Below are 16,990 nucleotides of genomic sequence, written 5' to 3' on the forward strand. Positions count from 1 at the left end.
GAAACAACTTATCTATTAATAAAAAAAAAAAACGCTGCAATTCTAAAACTTTGCAACTCTGTTTCTTTAAACCTTCGCGACTTATTCCTGTAAAAAAGCGATAACCTTTTCATACAGTTCGTCGTCGTGCATGCCGTGTCCTAATCCTTTGGTTGAAATGAACTGACTGTTTTTCCAAGTGCTTGCAATTTTTTTTCCTTCGGTAAAGGCCACAACATCATCTTCGGTATCGTGAGCAATAAATCCTTGAATGTTTATATCTTGAGCAAATTTCCTTCCAGAAAAGTCATCTATTTTAAAATTAAAATGCGTTAAAAAACGAGCTTCCATTAAAGCGTACATTTTGTGATTAAGGCTCAAGAGGTTCACATAATTTTCTAGCAACGTCTTTAAATCTGATGGAGCCCCAAGAATAACCATTTTTTGAATGGTAGTATTGGGAAATAGATGTTGGTGATACACGCAAGCAATTCCGCCGATAGAGTGGCCAATAATAATGGTAGGTTGGTGTTTTTGAACGGCCTTATTAATAAACTGTGCATAAAGCGGCACGTTAAATTCTTTGCCACTACTTTGTCCATGCGCCGGTGCATCAATAGCGATAATGGTACTGCCTGATTTTTGAAGATAAGGCAACGTTTTTTGCCAGCGAGCAGCATTGCTTTCCCAACCGTGTACTAATAAAATTTTGGTTTCGTTGCCTTGCCAAACATAGGTTTTAAAATGATGTTCGTCGTGCTGAAAAGTTTCGGTCTCGGTATGCTGTAAAATTTCAGGTAAATTTTCCTTTTGTAATTTTCCTATTCGCGGTTCGCTAAATAAAGCATACGATAACGCCAGTGCTTTTTTTGGTTTCACATAACTCAAGCAGTTAATGTAAAAACCAACCGATTTTAAGGTTACTAAACGAATTCTCTTTTTTACTTGCAAAACAAATTGCGGTATATAATAAAAAAAGCCTCGAAATTCGAGGCTTTATAAATTTGTTAGAACTTTGCAAATAATTGTTCCATTTTTTCTCTTTCTTCTTCAGCTAAACCGCTGTCAACCAAAATTCTTCCTGAATGTTCATCAGTGATGATTTTTTTTCTAGAAGCAATTTCAACTTGTGTTTGTGGTGGAATTGTAAAGAAAGAACCTGCCGAAGCACCTCTTTCGATAGAAACTACCGCCAAGCCATTACGAACACTAGTACGTATACGAGTGTAAGCAGCTAATAAACGATCTTCGATTTGAGCAGCATACTCAGCAGATTTCTCAGTCAAGAATAATTCTTCTTTTTGAGTTTCAGCCATAATAGCATCCAATTCTAGTTTCTTGTGTTTAAGGTGATTCGATTTAGCCTCTAATCTTTCCTTAAGTCCATTAACTACATCTTTTTTATGTTCGATAGAACCTTTCATTTCTTTGATTTGCTTTTCAGCCAATTGAATTTCTAATTCTTGAAATTCAACCTCTTTAGTCAAAGAATTAAATTCTCTGTTATTACGAACGGTCTCTTGTTGTTTAGTATATTTTTTGATTGAATCTTTGTGATCGTCAATAGCTATTTTTTTAGCTTTGATTTGCTCATCAATCATTTCAAGCTCTCCTTTTAATTTTTCAGTACGAGTGCTTAAACCAGCTACTTCATCTTCTAAATCTTCAACCTCCAAAGGAAGTTCTCCTCTTACATTTCTGATTTCGTCGATTCTTGAGTCAATTAACTGTAAATCGTAAATTGCTCTTAACTTGTCCTCAACACTTAACTCTTTCGTATTCGCCATATTCTATAAGTACTTAACTGGATTTGTATTTTCTTCTGATAAAATGATGGCAAAATTAAGGATTTTTTTCCGAAGAAAATCAACAATGTAATTTTTTGTATACCGTTCGCTTTCAAAATGACCAATATCTGCTAAAAGTAGTCGATTTTCGGCTTCATAAAACTGATGGTACTTTAAATCGGCAGTCAAAAACGCATCTGCTCCAGCATTAATTGCATTTTTTATGGCATAACTTCCAGAGCCACCCAAAACGGCAACTTTTTTTATCGATTTTTGCAAAAATTGAGAATGTCGAATACCATTTGCTTCCATCTTCTCTTTTACAAAAGTAAGAAAGTCAGCTTCTTGCATTTCATTTTCAAATTCACCAATCATGCCCAAACCAATATTTTGGTGTTCGTTTTTTAGATCATAAATTTCGTAAGCAACCTCTTCGTAAATATGACTCGTAAAAAGTGCTTTTAGTATTTTAGATTCCAAATGCTTTTCAAAAGTAACTTCAATTTTTATTTCAGAGGCTTCGATCAATTCATTGCGTTCACCAATAACCGGATTACTTTTAGAGTTTCCTCTGTAAGTTCCTGTTCCATTAGAAACAAAACTGCAATTTTCGTAATTGCCAATGGTTCCTGCTCCAACTTCAAAAAGTGCGCGTCGAACTTCAGCTGCATTTTCAGGAACAGTAAAAGTGATTAATTTTCGAATAAAATTTTGCTTCGGAATTAGAACTTTAGTGTTTGTAAGACCCAAAGCATCACAGAATATTTTATTCACACCATATTGATGATTGTCCAAAGCCGTATGAACTGCGTAAATGGCAATATCATTTTTTATAGCTTTTAAGAGCGACCGTTCTACGTAATTTTTGCCTGTAATCTTTTTTAGTCCCCCGAATAAAATAGGATGAAAACAAACTACCAAATTACAGTTTTTGTTAATCGCTTCATCGATTACACCTTCTAGTGCGTCATGACAGACTAAAATTCCTGTGGCTTCGGCATTTTGATCACCCAATAATAAACCAACATTGTCAAAATCTTCGGCATAAGCCAAAGGCGCCATTTGTTCGAGAGCATCAAGTATTTCTTTGATTTTCATCTGCATCAATTTTATCAAATTTTAACTTTCAACCTTTCGTATCCGAGCTGAAAAGAGAGACAAATTAACGAAAAATATTATACTTTCGTAAAATGAAATTTCTCAGAATAATTTTATTTCCCTTTGCAATTGTGTACGGATGTATTACGAGTATTCGTAACTGGATGTTTGATAACGGAATTTTTAAATCAAATTCTTTTGATTTGCCTATTATTGCTGTTGGAAATTTGAGCGTAGGAGGAACTGGTAAAACACCACAAATTGAACATTTAATTCGATTGCTTTCTCAACATTATAGAGTGGCGACCTTAAGTCGGGGTTACAAACGAAAAAGTGAAGGTTTTATTTTGGCAGATGAAACGGTTACGGCGGCCATTTTAGGAGACGAACCTTTTCAGTTTTATCAAAAATTCCCCAAGATTCAGGTGGCTGTTGATGCCGATCGAACTAACGGAATTCGGCAATTGCTTTCACAAAAGACTAAACCAGAAATAATTTTATTGGATGATGCGTACCAACACCGCAAAGTAAAAGCTGGTCTTTATATATTATTGACTTCTTACGGCGATTTGTATTCAAATGATTTTATTTTGCCTACCGGAAATTTACGCGAAAGCAGAAGTGGAGCCAAACGTGCAACTATTATTATTGTAACCAAGTGTCCTGCAAATCTTTCGGCTCCAGAGCAAGACGAAATTAAACAAAAACTAAATCTAAAGACCGATCAAGAATTATTCTTTACCTTTATTGATTACGATACTCGTGTTTACAGTGAGAGAGAGACACTTGAAGTGGCAGATGTAAAAAATCAGAAAAAATTAGTTGTAGCAGGAATTGCAAATCCCACTCCATTTTTTGATTTTATTACATCGAATCAAGATAAATGTTTAACGTTTCCCGATCATCATGATTTTAGTGAGTCGGATATTGCAGTGATTCAAGAACGCGCACAAAGACTAAAAATCATTACCACAGAAAAAGATTATGTGCGATTAATGAATACCGTTTTAGTGCCTCAATTGTATTATTTGCCTATCAAAAGTTCGTTTATTACTAATCAGAATCAGTTTGATTCTATAATTTTAGCTTATGTGGGATCAAGTTCAAGAAACCGTACAATTCATTCAATCTAAATTTAATACTGTTCCCGAATATGGAATTATATTGGGTTCAGGATTAGGAAATTTTACAGAGGATATAATCATAGAATATTCGATACCGTATTCAGAGATTCCAAATTTTCCGGTATCAACAGTTGTTGGACATCAGGGAAAGCTTATTTTTGGAAAAGTAGGAGGTAAAAATGTGGTCGCCATGCAAGGTCGTTTTCATTATTATGAAGGCTATTCGATGCAAGAAGTTACGTTCCCAGTTCGCGTGATGAAGTATTTAGGTATCCAAAAGTTGATCGTTTCTAATGCTTCTGGTGGCGTTAATCCTGATTACGAAATTGGCGGAATTATTTTAATAAAAGACCATATTAATTTTACACCCGAGCATCCTTTACGTGGTAAAAATGACGAACGTTTTGGTCCGCGCTTTGTTAATATGAGTGAACCCTATTCATTAAAAATGATAGCAAAAGCCAAAGAAATCGCTGCAGCGAATGCTATTAAAGTGCAAGATGGTATTTATTTTGGACTGCAAGGGCCGACTTTCGAAACCTTGGCTGAATACAATATGGTGTACAGAATGGGTGCCGATTGTGTCGGAATGTCAACGGTTCCAGAAGTTATAGTTGCGCGACACATGAGTTTAGAAACTTTCGGATTGTCTGTAATTACAGATATTGGTCGAGACGGGTTTCTAGAAACTATATCCCACGAAGAAGTTTTGGAAGCTGCTAAGATGGCCGAACCCAAAGTTCGTTTGCTGATCAAAAACTTAATTGAAGGGTACTAAATCTATTAAATTTTAGTGGTTTGATTGCTCTTTTAGCGACTATTTTAAATTCAAAAAAAATTCAGTTTTTACGGTACAAGTATGATTTTAATCATGTTCTTTGTGCATCTTATTCCTGAAATTTGTATTATGAGAATATTGGTGATCATACTATCGATGACGATGTTTCTAAAACCTGTTTTTCCGGTTATAGAATACATCGTTAACTATGATTACATCGTAAATGAACTTTGTGAAAACAAACAAATTCCCGATTTAAACTGCAACGGAAAATGTCATTTGATTAAAGAATTGGCTAAAGCTTCAGCTAGTGAATCAACCAATCCTACAGATAAAAAAGTAAATGTCAAAATGTACGAGTTGGTTTATTTTCAAGAATTACAATCAATAAATTTTGACTTTTCTTCCTTTTTTAATCCATCTAAAGTACTAGTTACATGGTTTAATAATTACCACTATTTGGTAAATACTGTCATATTTCATCCTCCAATAAAATAATCGGTTACAATACTATTTAATATCAGTATAGAACGTACTGATCACAAACAGTTGTCTAATAACGCTATTAGACACAACTACTTAACCTTTTATTGCAAAAAAAATGAAAACTTCAATACAATATATTGTGGCATTATTTGTCGCTGTCTTAACTTTTACTTCTTGTTCCAATAATGATGATGCTGCTGCGACTGACATCGAGAAACTGAACTTAGTTACCAAACTTGAAAATGACCTGCATACTGTTGAAATTTATTCGGAAACTGGATTTTTGCAGCAAGGTTTCAATGATATTAGTTTGCGTATTAAAGACAAAAAAACTTCAGAATATGTAAAGGATGCTGCAATTTCTTGGAAACCAATAATGCACATGAAAATGATGAGCCATTCTTGCCCATTTTCTACTATAGTTAAATCAGCAGAAAACAATTCGATTTACAAAGGATATATTGTTTTCCAAATGCCACAAAATGATTCTGAATATTGGAATTTAGAAATCAATTATAGTATTGATGGAGCGAGCTTTTCAGTACAATCTAACATTCCTGTACCGGCAGTTGCAAAAAGAAATGTAACATCCTTTACAGGTACTGATGGCGTAAAATATGTTCTTGCATTAATTGAGCCTACAAAACCCAAAGTGGCTACCAACGACATTAAGATAGGACTTTGGAAAATGGAAAACATGGATAGTTATCCTATTATGGATGGTTATACCATTAAAATTGATCCAAGAATGCCAAGTATGGGCAATCATTCTTCACCAAATAATACAAATGCCATTCAAGGCAAAGCAGGGGACTGGTACAACGGAAAACTATCATTAACAATGACTGGATATTGGAAAATTAACTTGCAATTAGCAGACAAAAACGGAACAATCATTAAGGGCGAAACCGTTTCTGAAATAATCGATTCAAGTAGTCTTTTCTTTGAAATTGAATTTTAAAGAAGAGTGTAATCATCTAAAGCTTGTTCTTCACCGACAAGCTTTATAATTCAATATTTATGAAAAAGTTAGTATCATTTTTAATGATAGTTCTTGCTGTACATGCGTATGGACAAGAGTCTGCAAAAGATAGCCTTGATGTCATGCAATTGACAGAAGTGCTTGTAGTAGGAACGAAAACGCCACTGCACGAAAAGCAATTTAAAACTCTTTCTTCTGTCGACGAGTTTTTACAAAAATCAAACAAAATTAATTTAATAAAGAGAGGCGCCTATGCTTGGGAGCCCTTGATAAACGGTATGGCTACCGAACGAACTGTAGTTACGATTGATGGGATGCGGATTTTTGGCGCTTGTACCGATAAAATGGACCCCGTAACTTCTTATGTAGAGGTGTCTAATTTATCTGAAGCAACCGTATCATCTGGACAACAAGGTTCGTGTCATGGCAATACTATTGGTGGTTCACTCGATTTAAAAAGCAATAATACTAATACAGCGGTTCAAGGTTGGGATTTTGATTTTCTAACGGGATTTGAGTATAATAATAAGCAAAAAATCGTCGGAGGTGGAGTAGATTATAAAAAAGGTCGCTTTTATATAAATACTGATGCAATGTTTAGAGATGCCGACAATTATAAAGCAGGTAATACAGAAGAAGTACAGTTTTCGCAATTTCGAAAATTAAATATTTCTGCAACTGGAGGTTATCAATTAGCAGCTGATAAAATTATGGAAGCTTCAGTAATTTTTGATCGAGCAACAAATGTCGGTTATCCATCATTACCCATGGATGTGTCGTTAGCACAAGCATTAATTACGTCTGTGAAGTTGGAGTACAAGCCAATAAATAAATGGTTGCAAAACTGGGAATCGAAACTCTATTACAATACAATCAAGCACCTAATGGACGATACCAAGCGACCGTCAGTGCCGATCCACATGGACATGCCGGGATGGAGTGATACTTTTGGTTTTTACAGCACTATAAAAGGAAGTTGGGATCAACATTCAGTTTCTGCCAATTTTAATGGTTTCTACAATCGTTCGCTAGCCGAAATGACGATGTATCCCGCAAATCCTAGCGAAAATTTAATGTTTATGTACACTTGGCCCGATGTGCGTACCGTATATTCGGGTGTTTATATTGAAGATAATTGGCATTTATCCGAGCAGTCTTCTTTAAAATTAGCGACTACTTTGGGTTTTCATTCCAATCACATCGCAAGTGAATTTGGCCTAGAAAGTTTGCAAATATTTTATCCAGAGCTAGCCGATACACGATCGCGTTTCTTGCCAAGTATTTCGACAAATTACAACTATCAAAAAAATGAATTCTCTACTGGAGCAGGATTAGCTTTTGGGGAAAGAGCTCCCTCTGTTTCTGAAGGATACGGTTTTTATTTGTATAACAGTTTTGATAATTACGATTACATTGGAAATCCGAATTTAAAAAACGAACAATCATATGAAGTGAATTTCTACTTTGGCGTCATAAAAAAAAATTGGGCTGTAAAGATCACTTCAACATATTTTTATCTGAGCAATTATATTTTAGGAATTCCAGATGAAAATGTGGCTCCGATGACCATTGGTGCTAATGGTATCAAAAGATATACTGCAATAGATTACGCTACTATTTGGTCAAATGACTTGGTTGTAAAATATAGGCTTAGTCCAAATTGGAAATGGAACGCGCAATTACAGTATTATATAGGAAGAGATGATAATAATAAAAGCTTGCCTTTTATGAGTCCGTTAGCGTATAGTACATCCCTCGAATTTTATAAATATAAATGGAACGCTATTTTTTTAGTGAAAGGAAATGCAACTCAAACAAATTTTAATGCGTTTTATGGTGAAGATAAAACGCCAGCGTACGGAATTATTGACGCGAGTGTAGGTAGAAAAGTAAATTGGCTTAAGACCAATTTGCAGTTAAATACTGGTGTTGAAAATGTTTTAGATGCTAATTATAGTACGTACACGGACTGGAATAATTTACCACGAATGGGAAGAAACTTTTTTGTAAATATTTCTTTGCGATAAAAATTAATTGGCCTCTAAATGTTCTGCAATTGTGGCATAAAATTCTTCGGGGACAAAAGGTTTCGTAATTACATCATTCATTCCGAAGGCCAATAGCGACTCCCGATTTTCTTCTAGCGAAATAGCTGTCAATGCAATGATTGGCGTATCGGTATCAAATTCTCGAATTTCTTGCGTTGCGGTAGTTCCGTTAATTCCAGGTAAATGAACGTCCATTAAAATAAGGTCGTATTTTTCAGTTTTTAAAGTTTCGATCGCCAATTCGCCATTGTCAATTATGATGCATTCCATTTCTTTGTTTTCCAACATTTTTTTGGTGATCATCTGATTGATTTTGTTGTCTTCAATCAATAGTATTCTTTTATTCTTTAAAACTTCAGCGTTGTAAGTTAGTGCTTCTTTTACAGCAATGGCTGCAAAATTAATTTCAAATTTCAAACTAAACGTAAAACTAGATCCTTTATCAACTTCACTTTTTAGTTTTATTTTTCCACCTAGAACTTCTACCAATCGTTTAACAATAGTTAAACCTAAACCAGTTCCTCCATATTTACGATTCACTTCTATAGAGCCTTGAGAAAAACTTTCAAAAACGGAGTGTAATTTATCTGCAGGAATCCCTATACCAGTATCAATGATTTCAAAATCAAGTAGTGCTATTGTTTCAGTTTCAATAGAATTTAAAGTAACGATTACTTTTACTTCGCCATTCTGAGTGAATTTTAAAGCATTATTAATCAAGTTCATTACGATCTGAGCTAATTTGGTTGGATCACCAATTAAATTGTCAGGAATGGTTGGGTCAATTATTAACTGAAAGTTGTTTTGGTTGACGTAAGCAAGTTCTTTTAAGGAACTTTTTATATTAATCATTAACTCTTTTAAATTAAAACTAATTTGCTCTACTTCTAATTTATTAGATTCGATTCTGTTAATTTCTAGAATCTCATTAATAAAAGTAGTCAAATAATTACCAGAGAATCGTAGTGATTCTAGGTAGCCAATTTGTGATTTTTTCGGATTGTCTTCAATTAACAAGTGCGCAATTCCATTAATTGCATTAAGTGGCGTTCGCAATTCATGACTGACAGTCGATAAAAATTCGGCTCTCGCCTTCGAGGCTTTTTCTGCCTTATTTTTAGCAATAATTAATTCGCGATTCTTTTCCTTTAAAACAATATTATTTTGATTCCGAATAATATTGTTTTTATATAAAGACAAGCTCAAAAGAGATAAGATAGAAATTAATCCGATAGCAAGAATACTTATTAGCTGACTGTATTTTGCTTCGTTTTGTTCTTCAATTTTTATCTTTTCGAGTTTATGGGCTTCTCCTAAAAGTTCGCTTTTTTTGTACGTCTTGTAAGCTAAAAAATCCAATTTAGCATTTTCTACTTGCTGCACATGATTTTTTAATTGAAAATGTTCTTCGAGATAGGTGTAAGCGCGGTCATAATCGTGTCTGCTTTTGTAATATTTACTAATCGCTAACAGAATTTTTGTTTTTTGCTTGAGATCGTCTCTTCTTGAGTTTAGTTCTAATGCGTCCTCGAAGTGAATAATTGCAGAATCGCTTTTAAGTTTTGTTTCAAGAATACCCAATTGAAATAAGGCTTCGGACTTCGCTTTGATAGAAGTTGCAGATTCTTCTTTATCAATGGTTTTTACTAACGCATCTTTAGCTAAGGCATATTGCTTTTTTTGTTGGTATGCAGTTGCTTTTTTAATGTTCAGACTCTCCAATGTATCTACAATTCCTAAATTTTTAAAAATAGCTTCCGATTGCAAAAAATGTTCTTCGGCTTGCTTAAAATCTTCTCTAGAAATAGTAGTTAGTCCTAAATAATAATATGCTAAACCTTTGGTGTTTTCGAGTTTAATTTTGTCAAAATAAGCAATACTTTTGCGAAAACTAGCGTCTGCAGCGGTAAAGCTTTTATTTAAATATTGAATTTTTCCTAGTTTGAAGGTTTGAAAAGCAACGTTTCTCGTTAGGTTATTTTTTTCAGAAAAAGCAATTGATTTATTAGTGTAAAAAAGTGCTTTATCAACTTTTTTCAGTGATAGGTTAAAATTAATAATTTTATTAAAGTATGAAATGCTGTCAAATGGTTTATTCGTTTGCGCAAATAAGGCAAGTTGGAAAAAACAAAAAAGTGTCAAAAGATAATTTCTTCCCATCGAATACCTATTTTAAACTTTAATTAATCGTTTTACGAATCAGTAGTATTAAATCTATTAATCGCGAAGAGTAGCCTATTTCATTGTCATACCATCCCACCACTTTTACCATTTTATCGATAACGGAGGTCAATTGCGCGTCAAATACGCAGGAATTTGTATTGCCAATTACATCCACCGATACAATTGGATCTTCAGTATACGCTAAAATGCCCTTCAAAGTGGATTGACTCGCAATTTCAAAAGCTTTATTAATTTCTTCTATAGTAACTGCTCGTTTTACATTGACTGTAATGTCTGTTAGCGAACCATCTGGAACAGGAACTCTAATGCCACAGCCACCAATTTTATTCTGCAATTTAGGGAAAATTTTTGTTAAAGCCTTAGCTGCACCTGTAGTTGTTGGTACAATTGATTGACTAGCACCTCTGGCACGACGTAAATCCTTATGTGGCTGGTCGTGAAGGCTCTGGTCTGTCGTAAAGGAGTGAATAGTAGTGATGTATGCTTGCTTGATTCCGCATAAATCATTAATGATTTGAATCATAGGCGCTGCATTATTGGTTGTGCAACTTGCATTGGAGATGATTTGCTCCGTGCCGTCTAGGATGTTTTCATTAACGCCCAAAACAACTGTTTTTATAATATCTACTTCTGACGGAGCGGATAGAATTACTCGCTTTGCACCAGATGTAATGTGTTGTTGTAATTCTTCGTGGGTTTTAAATTTACCCGTACATTCAACAACAAAATCAATTTTATTTTCTTTCCAATCTAATCCTGCAATGGCTCTCTCGTGAAAAAATAAGTAATGCTTTCCATCTACAATAATTCCTTTTTCATCTGATTCTACTGAAAAAGGTAAAACACCGTGAATGCTATCGTATTTAGTTAAATGCGCCATTGTTTTGGTGTCGGCAATATCATTTATTGCAACAACTTCAATTTCAGGATGATTTAGTAAAAGACGGAATAAATTGCGACCAATTCTTCCAAAACCATTTATTGCAATTCTTGTTTTCAAAGTTATTTTTTTAATCGTTTAATCGTTTAAAGAAATAAACGATTAAACGAATCAGCTTTTTATAAAATATGTTTTTGTGCTTTGTATGAAGAACGAACTAATGGTCCACTTTCAACATGGCGGAAACCCAATTCGAGTCCGTATTTTTCGTATTTGGCAAATTGATCGGGAGTAATAAATTCTTTTACTGGCAAATGTTTTTTACTGGGTTGTAAATATTGTCCAATAGTAACGACATCTACATTTGCGTCTCGCAAATCTCTCATCGTTTGAAAAACCTCTTCCTCCAATTCGCCCAAACCTAACATAATTCCAGATTTGGTTCTGTTGATTCCTTTTTCTTTTAAATAACGCAACACATCGAGACTGCGGTCGTATTTTGCTTGTATACGAACTTCACGTGTCAAGCGTCTAACGGTTTCCATATTATGCGAAACTACTTCCGGATTGGCAGCTATGATACGATCTATATTCCGTTCAATTCCTTGAAAATCGGGAATTAAAGTTTCTAAAGTAGTAGTGGGATTCATTCTGCGAATCGCTTTCACGGTTTCGTTCCAGATAATAGAACCTCCATCTTTTAAATCATCGCGATCCACACTAGTAACAACAGCATGCTTGATGTTCATTAATTTGATAGAACGCGCTACTTTCTCTGGTTCATCCCAATCAACGGTTTCTGGCCTTCCAGTTTTTACACCGCAAAATCCGCACGAACGAGTACAAATGTTTCCCAAAATCATAAAAGTAGCCGTTCCTTCTCCCCAGCATTCACCCATATTTGGGCAACTTCCAGAAGTACAAATGGTATTTAAACTGTATTTATCGACTAAGCTGCGAAGCTCTGTATATTTTTTTCCGATTGGTAATTTTACCTTTAGCCATTTGGGTTTTGCAACAGGTAAATTATTTTCTACAACGTTTTCCATATATAAAAATTCAAAGCACAAAGATACGGAATGTAGTTTTAAAATAGAGTTTAACAACGCGTTATCTTGTTTCTCAATTTAAGCAATAACGACTGGTTTTTATGCGACTTTAAATAAAAAAGCAGGACCGAAGACCTGCTTTTAATAATTATTGCGCTTTAATTATAATAGGTAAATTGTACGCTGTTCGTACAGGTTTAGAATTTACAATTCCAGGACTCCATTTTGTTTTTAAAGATTGCAATACTCGAATGGCTTCTTTTCCTAAGCCGAAACCAGGATCTTTTAAAATTTTAATAGCAGTCATAGTGCCATCTTTTTCGATTACGAAAGAAACATAAACGCGAAAAACTTGATCAGATTCTAAATCGGGCTGTCTAAAGGTAGTACCGACATACTTATAAAATTTGTCAATTCCGCCAGGAAAAGCCGGCATTACATCGACAGCATTGCTATTAATAATACCCGTGCCTGGATCAAGATTTCCAGTAGTCGCTGTTCCATTTTCGGTTCCAACACTCGGGATAGTACTTAGTTCAGTTCCAGATCCACTACTATCTTGGTTTACTGGAATCACATTATCACTCGCTTTTGCGATATCGGCAACAACTAAATCACTTTTTACAATTACAGGATTAACCAACTGACTTTTTATAGTGATAGGAGCAGGTGGTGTCACTTGTGTTGTGGGTAGTACTGGAGCTGCACGCTCTGGTTCTTGGTGTAAATCGACTTTTGTAACATGAATGGTCTCATCGATGATTGGAATGTCAACTGGATTTACACTAATCGGATTTTTAATTTTATTCACAAAAAACAGAACAGAAGCTACGCTAGCTACAAATAATAAACCCATTAAAAGCGCTGTAAATGAAGTTTTTAAGTTGTCATGACGCAGTTGATATGCACCATATTCCTTGTTCTTGTTTTCGAAAACAATATCAATCCAACTGTTTTCATAGATACTTGATTTTGACATAATTCATGGGGTTTAAAAGGTTAAGTAGCAGTTAAATCATAAGCAAAAACAACTTTTAAGTAAGTAAAAATGATAATACTAATATTTAGTAATATGGAAAGAATTAAGAAATAAACGTAGAATTGTTTATTCTTTTTATAAAGCTACTGAATTATCTTTTAGTTTTGATAATTTCTGCTAACAATTTTTTAGCACGTAATAACTTAATTTTCACATTGCTCAAAGGTTCACCAATTTTTTGGGCAATTTCTTGGTAAGTAAGTTCCTGAAAATAGCGCAATTGAATTACTTCTTGGTAATGTGGCTTTAATTCTTTGATGCAGCGCAGCAAACGCGAAAGATTTTGCTCCGTAATTAATTCGTCTTCAGCAGTAGGAGCAGTGTCGGCAACATTATAGGCTTGCTGATCTTCATGATCTGAAATGGGTACAAAAAGATTATACTTTTTTTTGCGTAATAAATCGATGTGAACGTTTTTGGCAATGGCAATCAACCAAGTATTGAATTGAAATTCAGAATTATAAGTGCCAATTTTATCAAATGCTTTCGAGAAAGTTTCGATGGTAATATCTTCGGCAGTGGTTTCGTTTTCGGTTCGTTTGAGTAAGAATCCGTAAACCTCATTCCAGTACCGATCTAATAAAAAAGTAAAGGCAATTTGGTCTCCTTTTTTCGCTTCTTCAATTTTAGAATTTATTTCCAATGTACTGGTTTTGAAAAAATATTAGTTATAAAGATATTGATTTGCGTGAATATAAGCACTATTTCTAATACAGGAAACCAAATTGTTAGGTCTTTTTCTTGAAATTTCTTTGCAGAGAAACCCACGACAAGCCAAGAAGCCAAATAACGAAGTAAAAATAAAGGCAACACAATCATCCACTGAAATTGAAATGCAAATAAAATAATCGCTAAAAGTAAAAATAAGAATTGCGAACAGTAAAAAATGCCCAGCTGAATTTGGTCGAACATTTTATAAAATTTTGCCGTCGAAACGTGTCTTCTCTTTTGATTGAACCACTCTTTGTACGTTTCTTTTGGTTTAGAATAAGTAAAGCTTTCTGGAGTGAAAGATATCGTTGTATTGTGAGCATTCGAAGCTTCGTTTATAAATAAATCATCGTCTCCAGAACGAACTTGAATGTGTTTTATGAATCCATTTACATTAAAAAATTCTTCTTTTTTGTAGGCTAAATTGCGACCCACACCCATATATGGATTTCCGATTTTGGCCCATGAGAAATATTGAAGTGCCGTAAGTACGGTTTCAAATCGAATAATTTTATTGATAAAAGAATGCTCTATTTTTTCGTAACCACCGTACCCCAAAATGATAGTTTTATTCATCGTAAATTGCGAAGTCATTGCGGTAATCCATTCGTTAGAGGTTGGATAGCAATCGGCATCGGTAAACAATAAATATTCTTTTTTTGCAGCTTTTATGCCAAGCGTTAATGCGTATTTTTTATTTCCCCAAAATGCTTCGTTGTTCTTTACTTTAACCAAGCGAATATTAGGATACGTTTTTTCGAATTCTTCAAAAACTTCTAAAGTTTCATCGCTTGAAGCATCGTCTATTAATACAATCTCGAAATCAGGATAATTTTGCTCGGCAAGAATTGGAATGTATTTTTTGACATTTTCCTCTTCATTTTTTGCGCAAACAATTACCGAGACAGAAATTTTTTTAGAGGTGAAGTTTTGTGGTTTCGCAAAAGAAAATTTCGCAAAAATACCAAGGTAATAAGAAAGTTGGATGACAACTATTGCAATAAAAAAGAAGAAAATAATTGTAAGCATTTGATTTATATGTCTTTTTAATTTGAAACTTGCGAGTGCAAATGTAGGTAGGAATTGCCGATTTTCAATAAAGAAAATTGATTTACTTTCTACATTTCCCCATTTCTTTAGCAACAGCAATCGCTTGCATATCTTGGGTTTTTTCTAATTCAGAAATGATGTTTTTATAATTTTTATCGTCTCTATTTTGAGATAGTTTCTTGACCGCTTGAATCTCTTCAATTTCAATTTCGAAACCAATAATACCTCTAGCTTCTTGCATTGTTTTCTCGGATAAATTCTCAATGCGAATTGGTTTCTCAGAATTGGCTTCATAGCGATCTACTAATTTTTTTAAGGATCGAAGAGCAGACTCCTGTTCTACAATTTTAATTCGACCATATATATGAACGGCACTGTAATTCCAAGTCGGAACATTTTCATGATCGTACCAAGACGAAGAAATGTAGCTGTGCGATCCCGAAAAAATGGCTAGAACTTGGTCGTTTTCTGTAAAACCTTCAGCTTGCGGATTTAGTTTAGAAATATGACTGTGTAAAATTTCGTTGCCATTATCGTCGGTGTCCAAAATCATGGGAATATGAGTAGCCCACAATTTTCCGTTGGTTTGATTCACTAAAATTCCGAACCCATTCGCTTTTAAAAAAGCACGAATTTCATCTGGATTTTCGTTTTTGTAAGTCTTAGGGATATACATTGTTCTGTGCTTAAATTACATTTACTTCTGCTTCAATTCGAATACCGAAGGTCTCAAAGACGGTATCTTGCACTTTTTTTGAAACGGCCAAAATTTCTTTACCTGTGGCATTTCCATAATTAACCAAAACGAGCGCTTGATTTTTATGAATGCCTGCGTCACCAAAACGTTTTCCTTTTAAACCAGTTTGTTCAATTAGCCAACCAGCTGGGACTTTTACTTCAGTTTCTGATACTTCATAAAATTTCATTTCAGGAAATTGCTGATGAATTTTCTCAAAATCAGATTTTAGTATAATCGGATTTTTAAAGAAGCTTCCGCTATTTCCCAATTCTTTGGGGTCTGGTAATTTACTTTGTCTGATGGTAATTACAGCATTACTCACGTCTTTTAAAGTAGGTATCGAGATATTTTGTTTGTTTAATTCACCTAAAATATCACCGTAAGACGTATTAATTTTATGCTCGTGCTTGGTCAGTTTATAAACGACTGACGTAATTATGTATTGATTTTTTACTTCATTTTTAAAAACACTTTCCCGATAACCAAAATTGCACTCGGCTTTGTTGAAGGTTTTTATTTCTTGATTCTCTATGTTCATTGCCTCGCAAGAAACAAAAGTGTCTTTTATTTCCGTTCCGTAAGCGCCAATGTTTTGTACAGGAGTCGTACCCACATTTCCTGGAATCAAGGACATGTTTTCCAATCCCCCGAAATTTTGATCGATTGTCCACAGAACAAATTCGTGCCAATTTTCGCCCGCTTGACTTTCAACAAGAACAAATTCATCATTTTCTTCAATGATTCTTTTTCCTTTCAAATCGATATGAATAACTAAGGCATCAATATTTTTGGTTAAAAGCATGTTGCTTCCGCCGCCTAAAATAAATTTTTCCTTTGTTTTGTTTTCTGCCAAAACAGCTTTCAACTCTTCAATCGTATGAACCGATATGAATTCTGATGCAAGGGCTTCGATACCAAAAGTGTTGTAATTTTTTAAAGAAAAATCAGCAGTTATTTTCATAAAAACGAACTATTTTTTGAAGAGTATTTTAAGACTTCAAAAGTAAGAATTATAATTGAGTTGTATGGAGATTGCTGAAAATATCAACGTACTGA

General features: G+C 34.2%; 16 protein-coding genes. 5 read left to right on the forward strand and 11 right to left on the reverse strand.

Going from position 1 to position 16,990, the window contains the following annotated elements; genetic code table 11:
- Positions 1–81 precede the first annotated feature (81 nt).
- Genes ACRASX_RS07970 through ACRASX_RS07980 form a run of 3 tightly spaced genes read right to left on the reverse strand, consistent with a single transcriptional unit; the run spans position 82 to position 2,864 of the window.
- Positions 82–930: an alpha/beta fold hydrolase gene (locus tag ACRASX_RS07970; protein ID WP_432223020.1), complete on the reverse strand. Its 849-nt coding sequence runs from the start codon at positions 928–930 to the stop codon at positions 82–84.
- A gap of 56 nt (positions 931–986) precedes the next feature.
- A complete protein-coding gene (locus ACRASX_RS07975; RefSeq protein ID WP_066306709.1) occupies positions 987–1,766 on the reverse strand; it encodes a zinc ribbon domain-containing protein in 780 nt (259 codons plus the stop codon).
- A 3-nt stretch (positions 1,767–1,769) separates the two neighbouring features.
- On the reverse strand, positions 1,770–2,864 hold the full coding sequence (locus ACRASX_RS07980; RefSeq protein ID WP_432223021.1) for a Nif3-like dinuclear metal center hexameric protein: 1,095 nt from the start codon (positions 2,862–2,864) through the stop codon (positions 1,770–1,772).
- Between the two features lie 92 nt (positions 2,865–2,956).
- Between ACRASX_RS07980 and lpxK the strand changes: the two genes are divergently transcribed.
- From lpxK to ACRASX_RS08005, 5 genes are all read left to right on the forward strand, one after another.
- Positions 2,957–3,997, forward strand: a complete 1,041-nt coding sequence (gene lpxK, locus ACRASX_RS07985; RefSeq protein ID WP_432223022.1) for a tetraacyldisaccharide 4'-kinase — start codon at positions 2,957–2,959, stop codon at positions 3,995–3,997.
- Positions 3,954–4,766: a purine-nucleoside phosphorylase gene (locus ACRASX_RS07990; protein ID WP_432223023.1), complete on the forward strand. Its 813-nt coding sequence runs from the start codon at positions 3,954–3,956 to the stop codon at positions 4,764–4,766. Before lpxK ends, ACRASX_RS07990 begins: the two co-directional genes overlap by 44 nt.
- A 129-nt stretch (positions 4,767–4,895) precedes the next feature.
- Positions 4,896–5,264 carry a hypothetical protein gene (locus tag ACRASX_RS07995; RefSeq protein WP_432223024.1) on the forward strand — a complete coding sequence of 123 codons (369 nt, stop codon included), beginning with the start codon at positions 4,896–4,898 and terminating at the stop codon, positions 5,262–5,264.
- 103 nt (positions 5,265–5,367) lie between these two features.
- Positions 5,368–6,213 carry a hypothetical protein gene (locus ACRASX_RS08000; protein ID WP_432223025.1) on the forward strand — a complete coding sequence of 282 codons (846 nt, stop codon included), beginning with the start codon at positions 5,368–5,370 and terminating at the stop codon, positions 6,211–6,213.
- A 59-nt stretch (positions 6,214–6,272) separates the two neighbouring features.
- Positions 6,273–8,261 (forward strand): TonB-dependent receptor plug domain-containing protein, encoded by a 1,989-nt coding sequence (locus ACRASX_RS08005; protein ID WP_432223026.1) that lies wholly within the window; start codon positions 6,273–6,275, stop codon positions 8,259–8,261.
- 3 nt (positions 8,262–8,264) lie between these two features.
- Here the strand turns inward: ACRASX_RS08005 and ACRASX_RS08010 are convergent, their stop codons facing one another.
- The 8 genes from ACRASX_RS08010 to murB all read right to left on the reverse strand — a co-directional run bounded on the left by ACRASX_RS08010 (position 8,265) and on the right by murB (position 16,895).
- Positions 8,265–10,442 (reverse strand): ATP-binding protein, encoded by a 2,178-nt coding sequence (locus ACRASX_RS08010; protein WP_432223027.1) that lies wholly within the window; start codon positions 10,440–10,442, stop codon positions 8,265–8,267.
- 19 nt (positions 10,443–10,461) lie between these two features.
- Positions 10,462–11,466 carry a type I glyceraldehyde-3-phosphate dehydrogenase gene (gene gap, locus ACRASX_RS08015; protein WP_432223028.1) on the reverse strand — a complete coding sequence of 335 codons (1,005 nt, stop codon included), beginning with the start codon at positions 11,464–11,466 and terminating at the stop codon, positions 10,462–10,464.
- 59 nt (positions 11,467–11,525) lie between these two features.
- Complete coding sequence (lipA, locus tag ACRASX_RS08020; protein WP_066306729.1) at positions 11,526–12,395, reverse strand: lipoyl synthase; 870 nt, start codon at positions 12,393–12,395, stop codon at positions 11,526–11,528.
- A 148-nt stretch (positions 12,396–12,543) separates the two neighbouring features.
- Positions 12,544–13,374: an energy transducer TonB gene (locus ACRASX_RS08025; RefSeq protein WP_432223029.1), complete on the reverse strand. Its 831-nt coding sequence runs from the start codon at positions 13,372–13,374 to the stop codon at positions 12,544–12,546.
- Positions 13,375–13,525: 151 nt separating this feature from the next.
- Positions 13,526–14,077: an RNA polymerase sigma factor gene (locus ACRASX_RS08030; RefSeq protein WP_066306736.1), complete on the reverse strand. Its 552-nt coding sequence runs from the start codon at positions 14,075–14,077 to the stop codon at positions 13,526–13,528.
- Positions 14,068–15,174, reverse strand: coding sequence for a glycosyltransferase (locus ACRASX_RS08035; protein WP_432223030.1), 1,107 nt, complete (start codon positions 15,172–15,174; stop codon positions 14,068–14,070). Before ACRASX_RS08035 ends, ACRASX_RS08030 begins: the two co-directional genes overlap by 10 nt.
- An 82-nt stretch (positions 15,175–15,256) precedes the next feature.
- On the reverse strand, positions 15,257–15,871 hold the full coding sequence (locus ACRASX_RS08040) for an FMN-binding negative transcriptional regulator (protein WP_066306739.1): 615 nt from the start codon (positions 15,869–15,871) through the stop codon (positions 15,257–15,259).
- A gap of 10 nt (positions 15,872–15,881) precedes the next feature.
- Positions 15,882–16,895, reverse strand: a complete 1,014-nt coding sequence (murB, locus tag ACRASX_RS08045) for a UDP-N-acetylmuramate dehydrogenase (RefSeq protein ID WP_432223031.1) — start codon at positions 16,893–16,895, stop codon at positions 15,882–15,884.
- Between the last annotated feature and the right edge of the window lie 95 nt (positions 16,896–16,990).

This window comes from Flavobacterium sp. TMP13, from assembly GCF_050847115.1.
Classification (GTDB): domain Bacteria; phylum Bacteroidota; class Bacteroidia; order Flavobacteriales; family Flavobacteriaceae; genus Flavobacterium.

Bases quoted from the DNA above. Each gene is read 5' to 3' on its own strand.
- ACRASX_RS07975 (WP_066306709.1), bottom strand. From the start codon at position 1,766: ATGGCGAATACGAAAGAGTTAAGTGTTGAGGACAAGTTAAGAGCAATT.
- ACRASX_RS07980 (WP_432223021.1), bottom strand. From the start codon at position 2,864: ATGAAAATCAAAGAAATACTTGATGCTCTCGAACAAATGGCGCCTTTG.
- lpxK (WP_432223022.1), top strand. From the start codon at position 2,957: ATGAAATTTCTCAGAATAATTTTATTTCCCTTTGCAATTGTGTACGGA.
- ACRASX_RS07990 (WP_432223023.1), top strand. From the start codon at position 3,954: ATGTGGGATCAAGTTCAAGAAACCGTACAATTCATTCAATCTAAATTT.
- ACRASX_RS07995 (WP_432223024.1), top strand. From the start codon at position 4,896: ATGAGAATATTGGTGATCATACTATCGATGACGATGTTTCTAAAACCT.
- ACRASX_RS08000 (WP_432223025.1), top strand. From the start codon at position 5,368: ATGAAAACTTCAATACAATATATTGTGGCATTATTTGTCGCTGTCTTA.
- ACRASX_RS08005 (WP_432223026.1), top strand. From the start codon at position 6,273: ATGAAAAAGTTAGTATCATTTTTAATGATAGTTCTTGCTGTACATGCG.
- ACRASX_RS08010 (WP_432223027.1), bottom strand. From the start codon at position 10,442: ATGGGAAGAAATTATCTTTTGACACTTTTTTGTTTTTTCCAACTTGCC.
- lipA (WP_066306729.1), bottom strand. From the start codon at position 12,395: ATGGAAAACGTTGTAGAAAATAATTTACCTGTTGCAAAACCCAAATGG.
- ACRASX_RS08025 (WP_432223029.1), bottom strand. From the start codon at position 13,374: ATGTCAAAATCAAGTATCTATGAAAACAGTTGGATTGATATTGTTTTC.
- ACRASX_RS08035 (WP_432223030.1), bottom strand. From the start codon at position 15,174: ATGCTTACAATTATTTTCTTCTTTTTTATTGCAATAGTTGTCATCCAA.
- ACRASX_RS08040 (WP_066306739.1), bottom strand. From the start codon at position 15,871: ATGTATATCCCTAAGACTTACAAAAACGAAAATCCAGATGAAATTCGT.
- murB (WP_432223031.1), bottom strand. From the start codon at position 16,895: ATGAAAATAACTGCTGATTTTTCTTTAAAAAATTACAACACTTTTGGT.